This window comes from Terrirubrum flagellatum (assembly GCF_022059845.1).
In the GTDB taxonomy this organism is placed as follows: Bacteria; Pseudomonadota; Alphaproteobacteria; order Rhizobiales; family Beijerinckiaceae; genus Terrirubrum; species Terrirubrum flagellatum.
On record NZ_CP091851.1, the window covers coordinates 3253834 to 3266671 of the forward strand.

The following is a 12838-nucleotide window of genomic DNA, read 5'->3' on the forward strand; positions in this document are numbered from 1 at the left end:
CCTGCTTTCAGCGCTTCACGCGCGCGCCGTCCCGGCGATTTGGCGTCTTCTGTAGGGAAAGCCACGGCAGAAGACAAATAGCAAGCATTCGCCTTTTCATAACTGGATGTTATGATCTGGCATGTCGCGTCTCCATCCCAGGCAAATCGAGGCGTTCCGGGCGGTGATGATCTCGGGCGGGATGACCGCGGCCGCGCGCCGGCTCGGCGTCTCGCAACCGGCGATCAGCCGCCTTGTCAGAGACCTTGAAAAAAATCTCGGCCTCAAACTTTTCGAACGCGACGGCGTCCGGCTTGCGCCGCGCGACGAAGCGCTCAAGCTCCATCGCGAGGTCGAGCGGCTTTACGTCGGGCTCGACCAGATCGCGCGTATTGGCGAGGAGATCCGCGCCGCGCGCGGCGGCATCCTGCGTATTGGCGCAGCGCCTTCCCTTTCCGCCTGCGGCATGGAGGATGCCGTCGGCCGGCTCGCCGCGTCGCGCCCGGACCTTGCGATCATCTTCGACACGGAAAGCTCCAGCCACATCGCCGAAATGGTGGCCATTCAGCACTACGACGTCGGCGTCGTGCTGGGCCGTCCCGAGCAGAAAACTGCGCACGGGGAAACGCTGGCGGAAACCGACGCCGTCTGCATCGCGCCGCTCAACCATCCGATAGGGCGACGCGCGGCTGTAACCGCACGCGATCTCATGCATGAGCGCATGATCCTGCCGGGGCGTCGGACGCCGCTTCGGATCAGCCTTGACGCCGCGCTCGTGGAGCTTTCATCGCCAGTCACCGCGCCCATCGAAACGTCGCTGAACAATTGCTGTCGGCTCGTTGCGCGAGGTCTTGGCGTCGCAATCGTCGACATCCTCAGCGCGGCGGAATTCGCGAACGCCCTGATAATCCGCCCCTTCCGGCCCCGCATCGTTGTGCGCTACGCCGCGCTCCTGCCGCCAAAGGCGCCGCGCAGCCTCGTGAAGGATGATTTCATCACGCTCATGCGCGAGGCGGTGCAACGGCGCATCGCGCAAGCCGCTGGCGTCAAATCTGCAAGCGCGCCTGTGTCAGCGCGTCGAAGCAACGGGAAAGTCTAGGCCCTCTCCGAAAATGGCGGCGAGGCCCGCGATGGAGCGCTATGCCGCTCGACGCCTTCAATTGTCCGCGCCAGGGCCCCGGCGGCCGCCTTCGTTGAACAGCTTGCTGGTGAGCGCCGCGATCTCCGTGCGATTCCGCGCCTTCAATTTCTTCATGATGTGCCGGATGTGCGCCTTGACAGTGCTCTCCCGCATGTTCAGCTCATAGGCGATCTGCTTGTTCGCCTTGCCGCGATGCAGGGCCTCCACCACCATTACCTGCCGCTCCGTGAGCGCAGCGCACGAAGTCGAAGGAGCGCCAGCCGGCGCGCTGCGAGCCGAGGTCAGGCTGCTGGCGGGAACGAAGGTCCCACCTGCCTCGACGAGCCGCACCGCTTCGATCGCCACGTCGAGCGGCATGTTCGTCGTAATGAAACCGCGAGCTCCCTTCACCAGAGCGGCCATGATGTTATTGATATCGTCGCTGTCAGACACGATCACGACGGGCACATCCACGGCCGCGCGCGTCAAGGCGAAGAGATCACGCTCGATTTTCTCAATGGGCCAACGCGGCTCATGCGCGCTCAGCACAAAGACCGCCGGAGGCGGCAAGTCGCCGGCGCGCGCCTCCCACTCCTCCACGCTGGTGAAATCGAAGACCGCGTGATTTTTGCACTTCTCCTGAAGGCCGCGCGCGAAGCAATCGCGGATCAGGACACGTTCATCAAAGACGATGATCGCGGTCTCGCTCGACAGGGTGAATTCGCCCTGCGCGTTGGCGCGCTTCTTCAGGCGCGTCGATTGCAGCGTCGAGCGGCTGACACGCTCCTGACCTTTGGGTTTGATCGAATTCTTGATGGTCTCGCCGCGTTTCTCCAGTTGCGCCCGCACGCGCAGCACAGAGGCGCAGGCTGCGCTTGTCTTGCCGGCGCGAGGCTGCAGAATGACCCGAGGCGGGCTTTCACGTCGCGGCTCTGCAGGAGCAGCATCGTCACGGAGAAATTCGCCGCGCGATTCAACGTGGTGACTGCGCAGATCGACTTCGACCCCGGGGCTGGCGCCGTCATTGGCGAAAGTCGGCAAGAGATCGAAAACAAACCGTTCTGCGGTCAGACGGGTGATGTCTGACTGGCTGAAGAACACTCCAAAGCGCTTCTCCCCCGAAGCGCCTGGACGGACGAAAATACGAGAGTCCATAACGCAACCCACGCAACGAAGCGCGTCGGCGCCCACCAACGCAACAAGCTTAAAATCTGGAAACCCCCGATATAAAAATTATAGCTATTGACGTCATACTTATCATAACAATTACGGCTCTGCAACGAACGACGAAAGCTGTTTGTTCGATGAGAAGGATGCGCCTGCAGCGCAAGCTTCGGTTTTTCACGATCCGATAGAGAAATCGCCGGCATCGCCGCGCGATTCGTGCGTCTAGCCCGCGACGATTTTCGGATGAGTTTCAGTTGTCGCTGCGCGCCAAGGGTAATTCAACGATGCGCGCGTCGAAATATTCGATCCAGAGACGCGCAAGATCAGCGCGCTCGTCGAGAGCGGCGGCAATTTCACCGTCACCGAACGCTGACTCCGTCAGCGCGCCTGGCGACAAATCGCTCCATCCCGCGGCCGCCGACGACGTTGCTGCTTCGCAAAATATGCGTTTCGCGATCGCGAAAGAATCCTGACATCCAGAGATGAAATTCCTATTCTGCGCCATGCTCAGCGCGATGATCTCCTGACCCAGCAATTCTGGCGGCAGGCCCGTGATCTCTCCCCACGCGGCCTCCTGGATCGAAGCCAGTAAACGGGAGTCGCAGGCGGCGAAGCGCTGTCGTGCGATGATCGTGATCAAGGTCGCCATGAACCCGATGAGATAGGGATCAAGCCACGCATGCGCAGGGATCTCTCTCAGCCTCTCACGAGTCTGCGCGACCAGCGGCGCAATGACGCCGACGGCCGCCTTGCGCGCGCGCGCCGCCTTCCCAAACGTGAAGTCTGCTCCCCACATGACAACTAGACCGGCCGACGCGGCGCGCCGGCAATTCCGAAGCGCGCGTCAGCGCGCGCCTCGCCGGCGCTTGTGTTTTGTCGCCGCGTGGGAGACCATTTCGTGAAAGTGGCGGACGAGATCCGATGCGGCGCAGCGACGGCGCGTCGGTTCGAGAGCGCGCAGACGATGCCATCAACCCAGCTTCCCCCCAAGCCGGACTTCGCCGCAATTGAAGCGGCCGCGCCGGAGTCGGTTGATCGACGCACACTCATTCTCGCGCTTATCGGAAATCTGATCTGCAGTTGGTCAAACAACGAGAGCATGCTCATCTACGTGCTCATGATGCTGCTGCGGACGGATCAAGCTTCCGCGGCGATTGTCTTCGCGACGCTGAACACCACGCGGGCGAGGCTCGACCTGATCCAGCGGCTGGCGCTCCTGCATCTCAAGGACAAGGCGCTCGATCGGGACCTGAAAAAGCTGATCGCCCGCTTCAACGACAGCACGCGGCTGCGCAACGAATTCAATCACTGCATTTATTCGGTCGATGATCACGGCAAGATCACGCAGACGCAATCGATGCGCATCGTCGAAACGCGAACCAGCCTTCAGTTCGGCGAAACGCGCCAGATGGACGAACAGCGCATCAAGGAAATGCTGGATGCGAACCGGAGCCTGACGCAGCTTAACCGCGAGCTTTGGGACATCCTGCCGCGGTTGCAAGCTCATCTCAACAGCAAGACATAAAGTGCGAGCGCCACCGGCCGCGCGAAACTGAATGCTCCGCCAGCCTTTACTCTCTCTCCATCGCTTTAAAACAGGCTGGACACGCGAAGGAGCTTCTCCTTCAGCGGCGATCCTGATCATATCGAGAGGCCGAGCGTCCACCACCCCCTCCTCAGCGCGCCGCGCCAAGAGGCGACATTTCGACGATGCAAGGTCAGCCTTGCGTAACCCAACGCCGTGGCGCGGAACAGCGCTGTCGGCCGCTCAAACGGCTTCGACGCTGCGGCCGTTCGACTATCCCGATGTCAGACGGCGCTAGCAACGATGACTGCTCGGCGGGATTTTGCGCCGACTGGCGCTGATATCGACCATCCGGACACTCCCGGCGCCGCCATATGGCCATGGCCGCGCCGCCATCCAGCGACGAATGCCACTCTTTTGCGCGCCAATTGAACAGCCGCGCGCGCCGAATGAGCGACTAGGCAAAATCGTTAAAAAAAAAGACCGTCCGTGGCCCGGCTGATCCGCCCGTTATCAACAGCGAGCGCCAGCCGCCAAAAACTACAACACAGACACGGGAGGCGCCGCACCAGAGTCAGACAATCCACAGACAAATCGACGCCGCGCGATTTCGATCCGGTCACGCATACGAAAGAACGCAGCGTTCTCACCCAGCTATGCATTGAACGTCGCTTGGCGGTCGCAGACGCAGAAGATCAGCGGCCCGACAGCGCGAACGATGCTCTTACGCCCACAGGGAGAGTATCATGTCGCAGCACAAGAAGAAGCACAACGATCCGTCGCAGGACCAGGATCAAAGCCAGGCGCAGGCGAATCTGCAAGGCCAGCTCCAGGGACAGGCTCAAGGTCAGTTGCAAGGCCAGGGCCAGCTCCAATACGCCGTGCAATCGCTCGATTCCAGCAACAGCAACGACAACAGCAACTGGAACGCCAATGGCAACGGGAATCTGAACGGGAACGCGAACTTCAACGAAAGCAAGAATGAGAACAAGAACGAAAACAAGAACGAAAACAAGAACGAGAATTCGGTCGACAACAAGCTCGACAATAAGGTCGACAACAAGGTTGAAAACACCGTCGAGAATAAGGTCGAAAACAAGGTCAATGTTGACGTCGACGTCAAGGTCGACCTCGACCTCGACGCGTTCAAGCAACCGGTCGACAACGATGTCATCGACATCGACAAGATCGCGGGCAATGACGGCAGCGTCATCATGCCTGACGTGGTCTATCAAGACCTGAAGGGCGACGGGAACCAGTTCAACATCGATCAGGTCAACAACCTCGTCGATCACGACTATCTGACCAACCCTGAAGTCAAGATGGACGGCGGTCACTTCGACACGAAGTTCGACATCGATGGCGGCGAGGCGAAGGTCGAGGACGCCAAGGCCCATATCGGCGCCGACGGCACCATCGGCACGACAGGCTCTGCGGCGGCCGACGTGACGGTCAGCCAGGAGGCCTTCAGCCAGAACATCACGATGGGCGCCAACATCCAGTTCAACAGCATCACAATGACGGTTGCTGGCGACGATATGTCGAACAACAACCACGCATCCGACGATCTCTGATCGTCGCGCAAACGGCGGTCCGCGCGGGACGCTTCGCGGGCCGCCTCCTTTTTGGGGCGACTCACCTGCTCGAATTGACCTGACGCCGACCCAGTCGGCGCCGCTTTCGGACGGAGAGAAGCATGGTCTCCGACGGCGTCACCGAAGCCATATGGCACTTCATCGGCTATCTCCGCCTTGATCTCGATTATTTGAGATCGCGCATTTCCTATACCGACGGCCCCCCGCTGAAGGCGCCGGACGACTACAAGGCTGTTCTGCCGAATTTCGACACGGACGCCGATCTTGATCCGTTCGACACCGCAAACAAGCCGCCGCCGCTGATGGCGTGGCCCGATCCTCTTCCGAATTTCGGGAAGGCCTTGAGCGCCCCGGGGCCGACGCCGCCCAAGAGCGTCAGCATTCCCCACTCGCCCGATGAAGATTTTGTCAGGCCCGTCGGATCAGGCCTGTCGTCATCGGGCGGCGTCGCCGTCCATCATCACATCTCGGTCGCTTACGCCCCCGGCGGCGATCAAATCGAGTTGCAGATCAAGCAATACAACTTCATGGCCGACGACGATCGCCTGGTGATCACCGAAGGAACCGGCGTCAACGCCCTGCACAAGATCGATGTGGGCGCGCTTGAGGATATGCTCTCGAAAAGCTTCGACGCCATCCCTCCCGGCCTCACGCCGACAACAGCAAGCGACAAGGCCTTGACCGAGTTCATTCAGGCGCGGGATGCAGACATCGCGGCTGGCGTCGAACATCCGGACGAGCCTTCGGCGAAACCCGGAATTTACATCAACGGCGCGCTGACGCCGCCCGATGCGACGCTACCGGAATCCGTTCACAAGGATATGCCGGAGAATTTCGGGCACGGTCATGGGCAATGGGCTGATCTGGGTTCAAATCTCGCATACAATATCGCCGCTCTGATCGATCTGACGGAGTCCGGCCGGTCGATGATCGTCGGCGGCTCCTATTTCCAGACCAACGCGCTGATCCAGACCAACGCCTTCATCGACCGCGACGATATCAGCGGCACCGGCGGAAACCATTCAAGCTCTCTCGAGTCTGGCGGCAACCGCGCCGACAATATCGCGGAGCTGCAGCAGAATCCGGGAGTGTATACAGGCGTTCCCGCGTTCTTCGCCGGTCCCAACTGGAACGTCAAAGTGGTCGATGGCGACTTCTACGACGTGCGCACCGCGGTGCAGAAAAACTATCTCGCCGACAACGATCTCATCGTCCAGCAGAGCGCGATAAATCACTACGAGATCCATGCCGGCGACAACAAGATGTATAACTTCTTCGACATGTCGGGCGGTTCGTTCAAATACGACCTGATCATCGTCGAAGGCAGCTATCACGGCGCCAATCTGATCTATCAGCATAATATCCTGCTCGACGATGATGTGGTGAAATCGGCCGCGGCCGACTCGGAGAACTCGCCGCAATCGATCATCACGGGCCAGAACCAGCTCACCAATATCGGCGTCTTCGCCAATTATGGCGGCGATCATTTCCAGCAGATATCGCAACCGATGCAGGATTTCATGGCGGCGCTGTCGCGCGGCGACACGACGCTCGACTGGAATTTCGGCCACTCCATCGCGTCTTCTGGCGGGACGTTCGATGTCCTCTATGTCAAGGGCGATTATTACGACATCAACGCGCTCTGGCAGATCAATGTCGTCTCCGACGTCGATACGCTGATCCAGCTCATGCATGGCGAGCCCGGCGGCGACGCGTCACAAACCGCCATTACCGGCAACAATCAGCTCACCAACGAAGCGATCATCGTGCATGTTGGCCCGACAGACGCTTATGTCGGCGGCCAACACTACACGGACACCGTGCTTGTGCAGGCCAATCTCGTCGCGACCGACCAGGACGCCGTCCATTACGGCGACACGCAAGCGCTCATTCCCGAAGTCATCGCTTTCGTCGGCAATGCCGACGCGGATTGTCCGCCAGATCAAATCGCCCACCCCGCCGCGGCGAGCAGCGGCGGCGACGTGATGGGCGGGGTCCTTCATTGATGAACGACAGCGTTTGAATGTGTGAGTTGCGTTGAAGGGGGAGGTCCCGCGCCAGAAAGCCGGGACGAGAGGGATGGAAAACAGCGATGGCAGGCGTCCGCCGCCTGACGCGAATTCATCGACTGGCGAAACAGCGTCCTGTCAGGGATCGAGCGAAAAGCGCGATCCCCTCCTCTCGCTGACGAAACGATTGCGCGATCTCGACGCCGAAGTGCGACAGGCGGCTACCGAAAGCTGTCTCGGCCCAACGGCCAGCGACCCACTGAAGGCGCAATCACGCGTAGAGGAAGCCGAACAGCATCGAACCGCGACAGTGGTCGAATTCGAGCCCGCGGCGCAGCGCGCGCGCGGCGCAGCCAGGAGCTGCGAACCGCCTTCGGCTGACGTCAAACCAGCGAATGATCGCGACGCGAACGCTAACGCGGCGAACTCGCCGATGTCGGTCGCTGCGGCCGAAAGCGCGACCTCGCCGCGCGCCGACGCGACTGGAACCGCTCTCGCAGATCCTGCCGCGAAAGGCGCTTCAAACGACGTTCCCGCGCTCGACCAGCGCGGCGGCCGCCATGGCGGCGGCGGATCACATGGCGGCGGCGGCAGAGGCGACGGAGGACCGCCGCTGCAGAAGCGCGCCAGCGACATGGAATTCAGGGATGTGCTGGGAAGAGGGCTCGCCTCCAGTCGGCGAAACCTGATCACCGTCGGCGTCTTCTCCATAGGCGTCAATCTGCTGGTGCTGGCGATTCCGATCTTCCTCTTCCAGATGTCGGATCGCGTTCTCGCCAGCCGCAGCGTCGATACGCTGATCATGCTGGTCGCAATCGTGGTGATCGCGATCGCGGGTCATGTGCTGCTCGATGTGATGCGGCGCGTTATTCTCACCCGCATCGCCGTCGAGACGGAGACCAAGCTCGGCGCGCCGGTGCTCAGCGCGGCGGCCAAGGCGGCGCAAACCGGTTCGAGCAGGGAATTCCAGACGCTCGCCGATCTTCAACAGGTGCGCGCTTTTCTCACCGGACCGACGCTGCTCACCATGTTCGATGCGCCGGTCGCGCCAGTCTATCTCCTCGTCGTCTATATGATCCATCCACATCTCGGGCTGATTTTGACGGCATCGGGGTTGGCGCTGATTGGCCTCGCCTTTCTCAACCAGCGCGTCACCGCCATGCCGTTCACGCGCGCGATGGCATTCGGCACGCGCGCCAATCAGCAGGCGGAGGCGATGGCGCGCAACGCGCAGATCATCAACGCCATGGGCATGATTCCGGAAGGCGTACAGGTCTGGGGGCGCGAGACCGCGGAATCGCTCAAAGCCCAGGTCGAGGGGCAGGACCTCAATGTCCTGATGACGGGCCTGTCGAAATTCGCGCGCCTTTGCACACAGATCTGCATTCTCGGTTGGGGCGCCTATCTCGCCATCGAGAGTCAACTTACCGGCGGCATGATCATCGCGGCGTCCATCGTTGGCAGCCGCGCGCTGTCGCCGCTAGAGGGAACCATCGAAGGATGGCGCAGCTTCGTCCATGCGCGCTCGGCTTATGCGCGCGTGAAATCGCTGCTCCTGAGCTCGCCGCTCAATCTCGACCGTTTACGGCTGCCGCGCCCGCAGGGGCGGCTCACTGTCGAGCGCATCCTTTATGTGCCGCCGCCGAACAAGAAAGTGATCCTGAACGGCATCACCTTCCAGCTCGAGCCCGGCGAGTCGCTTGGCGTCGTCGGCGCATCCGGCACCGGCAAGACCATGCTCGCGCGCATGCTCGTCGGGTCGATCATCCCGACAGCAGGCAATGTCAGGCTCGACATGATGGATCTGCGAAACTGGGATCCGCGCCAGTTCGGTGAAAGCGTCGGCTATCTCCCGCAGGACGTTCAGCTCTTTCCGGCGACGATCAAGGCGAACATCGCGCGCATGCGCGACGACGCCCTCGACGCCGACGTGTTCGAAGCGGCCGAAGCCGCAGACGTCCACGAGATGATCTCAGAGTTCGCACAAGGGTATGAGACCGTCATCTCGATGGACGGCAGCCCCTTGTCCGGCGGTCAGCGGCAGCGGATCGGGCTCGCCCGCGCCTTTTTCGGCAATCCCCGTCTCATCGTGCTCGACGAGCCGAACGCCAATCTCGACGCGCGCGGCGAGCGTGCGTTGGCGAAAGCGCTTCGTCACGCCAAAACAAAGAATACGACCATCGTGGCGATCACGCAGCGCCCGTCGCTGCTAAAGAGCGTCGACAAGATCATGATCCTGCAGAACGGCGCCGTGCAGGCGCTCGGCAAGCGCGACGACCTCATCCCGGTCATCACCGGCTCCAAACCTCTCAAGGGATGGGGCGGCGATGACCGTCCGTTCACCGACGCTTGAAAATGAAATGATCTGAACGGGGATTGGCGCGATGGCGACTGAAGCAGCAGCGGAACAGCCCTGGTATTCCGCCGTTCCGCGTTCGACGCGCGGCGCGACCGTTTTCGGATTCTCCGTGATAGCATTCACGGTGCTTGGCTTCGGCGTGTGGGGGAACACCGCGCCGATCGCCGGAGCGGTCGTGGCGAACGGCGTCTTCGTCGCGACCGGCGAGAACAAGATCATTCAGCATCTCGAAGGCGGCGTGATCCGTTCGATCGAGGTGCATGAGGGCGACGTCGTCGAGGTCGGGCAACCGCTGATCTATCTCGACGAGACGGCGCCGCGGGCCGAACTCAGGCGGCTCTATCTCAGAAGCATGCGTCTGGCGGCGATGGATCAGCGCCTGCAGGCGGAAACCCGCGAAGACGAGCAATTGCGGTTCACGCCCGATTTCATCGCCGCCGCCAGAGACGGAGAAGTGGCGGAAATTCTCGCAAGCCAGAGACTGACTTTCGAAGCGCGCCAGAACAGCAAGGCAAACGAAATCTCAACGATCCAGGAGGGCATTAATGCGCTCAAGGAGCGCATCGAGGGTTCGAAGACGCAACTGGAAGGCACCTATCGTCAGATTGCGCTTCTTCAGGAGGAGATCGACGGAAAATCGCCGCTCGTCAAAGCGGGGCTGCTGCGCAAGCCGGAGCTGCTCCAGCTCATGCGCGCGCACGCCAATTTGCAGGGCGAGGTCGGCCGCCTCAAGGGCGAACTCGGCGACGCCAAGGAGCGCATCTCGCGTTCGAACGAACAGATCGCCGGCGTGCGTCGCGCCGCCGTCAAGACCGCGGTCGAGCAGCTTCATGAGATCAGGGGCGAGCACGCCGATGTGCGCGAGCGCATGCTCGCAGCGAAGGGCGTGCTGGAGCGCGTGAAGATCGCCGCGCCGGTGCGCGGCGTCGTGGTGAAGCTGCGCTATCATACCAGCAGCGGCGTGATCGAACCCGGCAAGAACATCATGGAGCTCCTTCCTCTTCAGGCCGAGCTCCTGATCGAGGCGCGCGTGCGGCCTGCGGACATCGACAATGTCAAGCGCGGCCAGCACGCCATGGTTCGCCTCACCGCGCTGAGCCAGCGCGTGACGCCGATGATAGAAGGAGAAGTCGTCTATCTCTCGGCGGATGCGCTCGCCGACGAGCGGAAGACGCCCCAGCCCAGCACCGGCGACATCTATCTCGCGCGCGTGAGACTCAATCCGGATTCGCTGCACGCCGTTTCAGGCTTCACGCCGACGCCAGGCATGCCGGCCGAAGTCTATATCAAGACCGCCGAGCGCACCTTCTTTCAATATCTGATGAGGCCGATCGAGGACAGCATGACGCGCGCATTTCGCGAGCGGTGATTGAGTCGCATGAGCGAATAAAGGAGAGACATGTGCAGGTCGACGTGATCAGCGACAGAACGGCGCTCGAACATTTGAAGCCCGCTTGGGAGAGCATCTACGCGGCGGATCCCGAGGCGCATTTCTTTCTGTCGTGGACATGGATGGCGCAATATTTGCCGACGCTCGAAGATCGCTGGTTCATCCTGGCGGCGCGGCCCGAACGTGAAGGAGCGGGCTACGCCGCGCTCTTTCCCCTGCGCATCAGCACCGGTGGAAAGGAAGGGCTCTTTCATAACGAGATCAACATGGCGGGGAATTACGCCGCCGATTACACCGGCTTCATCTGCCTGCCATCGGCCTGTTTCGAGGCGGCGGCAGCTTTTGCGAAGCGCATCAGGGAGATGCGCTGGAGCCGCTTCAAGGCCGACTTCATCCGCGCCGGCGATCGGCGGTTCGACGCATTTTTTTCCCATTTCGTCGATCGAGAGTTGCGCATGTCGACAGAGACGCGCGTCAATGTCGACGACAATGTCGACAATTGCATCTGCCCGATGGTGCGACTTCCGGAAGCATGGGACGCCTATCTCGAGACGCTGAGCTCGAACACGCGCCCGAAGCTCAGGCGTTTCCTGAAGATGATTGATCGTGGCGAGCTGCGTGTGACGCATGCAGATGAATCAACCATCGCGCGCGATGTCGACAGGTTGCTTGATCTCTGGAAAGCGAGATGGGGCGATCGCAAAGGCGACCGGCTCGACGCTATCCTCACCTCGAACCGGCGCGTGCTCGGTCAATGCCTCAGGGACGGCGCGCTCTTCATGCCCGTGCTCTGGGCCGGCGACCGCGCGGTCGGCGCGCTCGCAATCCTGCTCGATCGCGTGAAGAAGACGATGCTCTTCTATATCAGCGGTCGCGACGACAGCTTCACCAGTCCGCCGCCGGGCTTCGTCCTGCACGCCTATGCGATCCACCACGCGATCGCCGAGGGCTTCACGAGCTATGACTTTCTGCGCGGCGACGAGCCCTACAAGTATATGTTCGGGGCCGAGAACAAATTCATCAAATGCGTGATCGTCTCGACGCGCAACGGCCGCAACCTCGGCGACAGGCTCGAGCCGCGGACGATTCCTTTCGTTCTCTCGCGAGCCACAAATCTTCATCAGAAAGGGAGCCTGGTCGAAGCGATGCGCGCCTACAGGCAGATTCTGCACACGGACCCCAACCATGCCGAGACATTATTTCGCGGCGGTCAATTGCTGACGGTCAAGCGCGATTTCGCCGGCGCGCGCAGCTTCTTCAAGCAGCTTCTCCACATCAGGCCGGACTCGGCCAAGGCCTGGCTGCATTATGGCAAGTCCTGCGAGGCGCTCGGCAAGCTCAAGGCGGCTGCGGCGGCTTACGCCGAGGCCGCGCGGATCGAACCGAAGTTGGAGGAGGCGCGAATCGCGCTGGATGAGTTAATGAAGCACGCGCCCCATACGGCTGGCTCCCATACGGGCGAAAGTCGCATCTCAAGGAAAAACAACGCGCCGTCCGGACAGATATGGCGGAGCCGCGTGCGGCCGTCCTCTCAGTTACAGGAGGGGAATGCGACCAACCTCTTCGCTGCCAAATGAGCGAGCCGATCTCGGGCGGATGCCGCGATGGCTGCTACTCAAGGCGGCGCTCGCGCACCATGAGATAGCTGCCGACAAGCTCTTCCAGATCCTCAAGCCGATCGGGACAAGCCATCA

General features: G+C 61.5%; 9 protein-coding genes. 7 read left to right on the forward strand and 2 right to left on the reverse strand.

The genetic code is table 11. The features are described from left to right. Positions 1 to 121 precede the first annotated feature (121 nt). Positions 122 to 1078 (forward strand): LysR substrate-binding domain-containing protein, encoded by a 957-nt coding sequence (locus L8F45_RS15720; protein ID WP_342358821.1) that lies wholly within the window; start codon positions 122 to 124, stop codon positions 1076 to 1078. A 57-nt stretch (positions 1079 to 1135) separates the two neighbouring features. On the opposite strand, the gene L8F45_RS15725 is transcribed toward L8F45_RS15720, so the two are convergent. Both L8F45_RS15725 and L8F45_RS15730 read right to left on the reverse strand, forming a co-directional pair. Continuing rightward, positions 1136 to 2200, reverse strand: coding sequence for a LuxR C-terminal-related transcriptional regulator (locus L8F45_RS15725; RefSeq protein WP_342358822.1), 1065 nt, complete (start codon positions 2198 to 2200; stop codon positions 1136 to 1138). A gap of 316 nt (positions 2201 to 2516) precedes the next feature. Further along, positions 2517 to 3062: a hypothetical protein gene (locus L8F45_RS15730; protein ID WP_342358823.1), complete on the reverse strand. Its 546-nt coding sequence runs from the start codon at positions 3060 to 3062 to the stop codon at positions 2517 to 2519. A 168-nt stretch (positions 3063 to 3230) separates the two neighbouring features. Here L8F45_RS15730 and L8F45_RS15735 point away from each other — a divergent pair, with 168 nt between their 5' ends. The 6 genes from L8F45_RS15735 to L8F45_RS15760 all read left to right on the forward strand — a co-directional run bounded on the left by L8F45_RS15735 (position 3231) and on the right by L8F45_RS15760 (position 12721). Further along, positions 3231 to 3791: a hypothetical protein gene (locus tag L8F45_RS15735; protein ID WP_342363460.1), complete on the forward strand. Its 561-nt coding sequence runs from the start codon at positions 3231 to 3233 to the stop codon at positions 3789 to 3791. A gap of 746 nt (positions 3792 to 4537) precedes the next feature. Further along, the gene (locus tag L8F45_RS15740; protein WP_342358824.1) at positions 4538 to 5365 is read left to right on the forward strand and encodes a hypothetical protein; all 828 of its coding nucleotides are present in this window, start codon (positions 4538 to 4540) and stop codon (positions 5363 to 5365) included. A 122-nt stretch (positions 5366 to 5487) separates the two neighbouring features. Next, positions 5488 to 7392: a hypothetical protein gene (locus L8F45_RS15745; protein WP_342358825.1), complete on the forward strand. Its 1905-nt coding sequence runs from the start codon at positions 5488 to 5490 to the stop codon at positions 7390 to 7392. Positions 7393 to 7465: 73 nt separating this feature from the next. Next, complete coding sequence (locus L8F45_RS15750) at positions 7466 to 9748, forward strand: type I secretion system permease/ATPase (RefSeq protein WP_342358826.1); 2283 nt, start codon at positions 7466 to 7468, stop codon at positions 9746 to 9748. A 31-nt stretch (positions 9749 to 9779) separates the two neighbouring features. Further along, the gene (locus tag L8F45_RS15755; protein WP_342358827.1) at positions 9780 to 11123 is read left to right on the forward strand and encodes an HlyD family type I secretion periplasmic adaptor subunit; all 1344 of its coding nucleotides are present in this window, start codon (positions 9780 to 9782) and stop codon (positions 11121 to 11123) included. Between the two features lie 32 nt (positions 11124 to 11155). Beyond that, entirely contained in the window at positions 11156 to 12721 is a 1566-nt protein-coding gene (locus tag L8F45_RS15760) for a GNAT family N-acetyltransferase (protein WP_342358828.1), read from the forward strand. Positions 12722 to 12838 lie beyond the last annotated feature (117 nt).

Excerpts from the sequence above, each read along its gene's own strand:
- L8F45_RS15720 (WP_342358821.1), top strand. The coding sequence starts at position 122 with ATGTCGCGTCTCCATCCCAGGCAAATCGAGGCGTTCCGGGCGGTGATG.
- L8F45_RS15730 (WP_342358823.1), bottom strand. The coding sequence starts at position 3,062 with ATGTGGGGAGCAGACTTCACGTTTGGGAAGGCGGCGCGCGCGCGCAAG.
- L8F45_RS15735 (WP_342363460.1), top strand. The coding sequence starts at position 3,231 with ATGCCATCAACCCAGCTTCCCCCCAAGCCGGACTTCGCCGCAATTGAA.
- L8F45_RS15740 (WP_342358824.1), top strand. The coding sequence starts at position 4,538 with ATGTCGCAGCACAAGAAGAAGCACAACGATCCGTCGCAGGACCAGGAT.
- L8F45_RS15745 (WP_342358825.1), top strand. The coding sequence starts at position 5,488 with ATGGTCTCCGACGGCGTCACCGAAGCCATATGGCACTTCATCGGCTAT.
- L8F45_RS15750 (WP_342358826.1), top strand. The coding sequence starts at position 7,466 with ATGGAAAACAGCGATGGCAGGCGTCCGCCGCCTGACGCGAATTCATCG.
- L8F45_RS15755 (WP_342358827.1), top strand. The coding sequence starts at position 9,780 with ATGGCGACTGAAGCAGCAGCGGAACAGCCCTGGTATTCCGCCGTTCCG.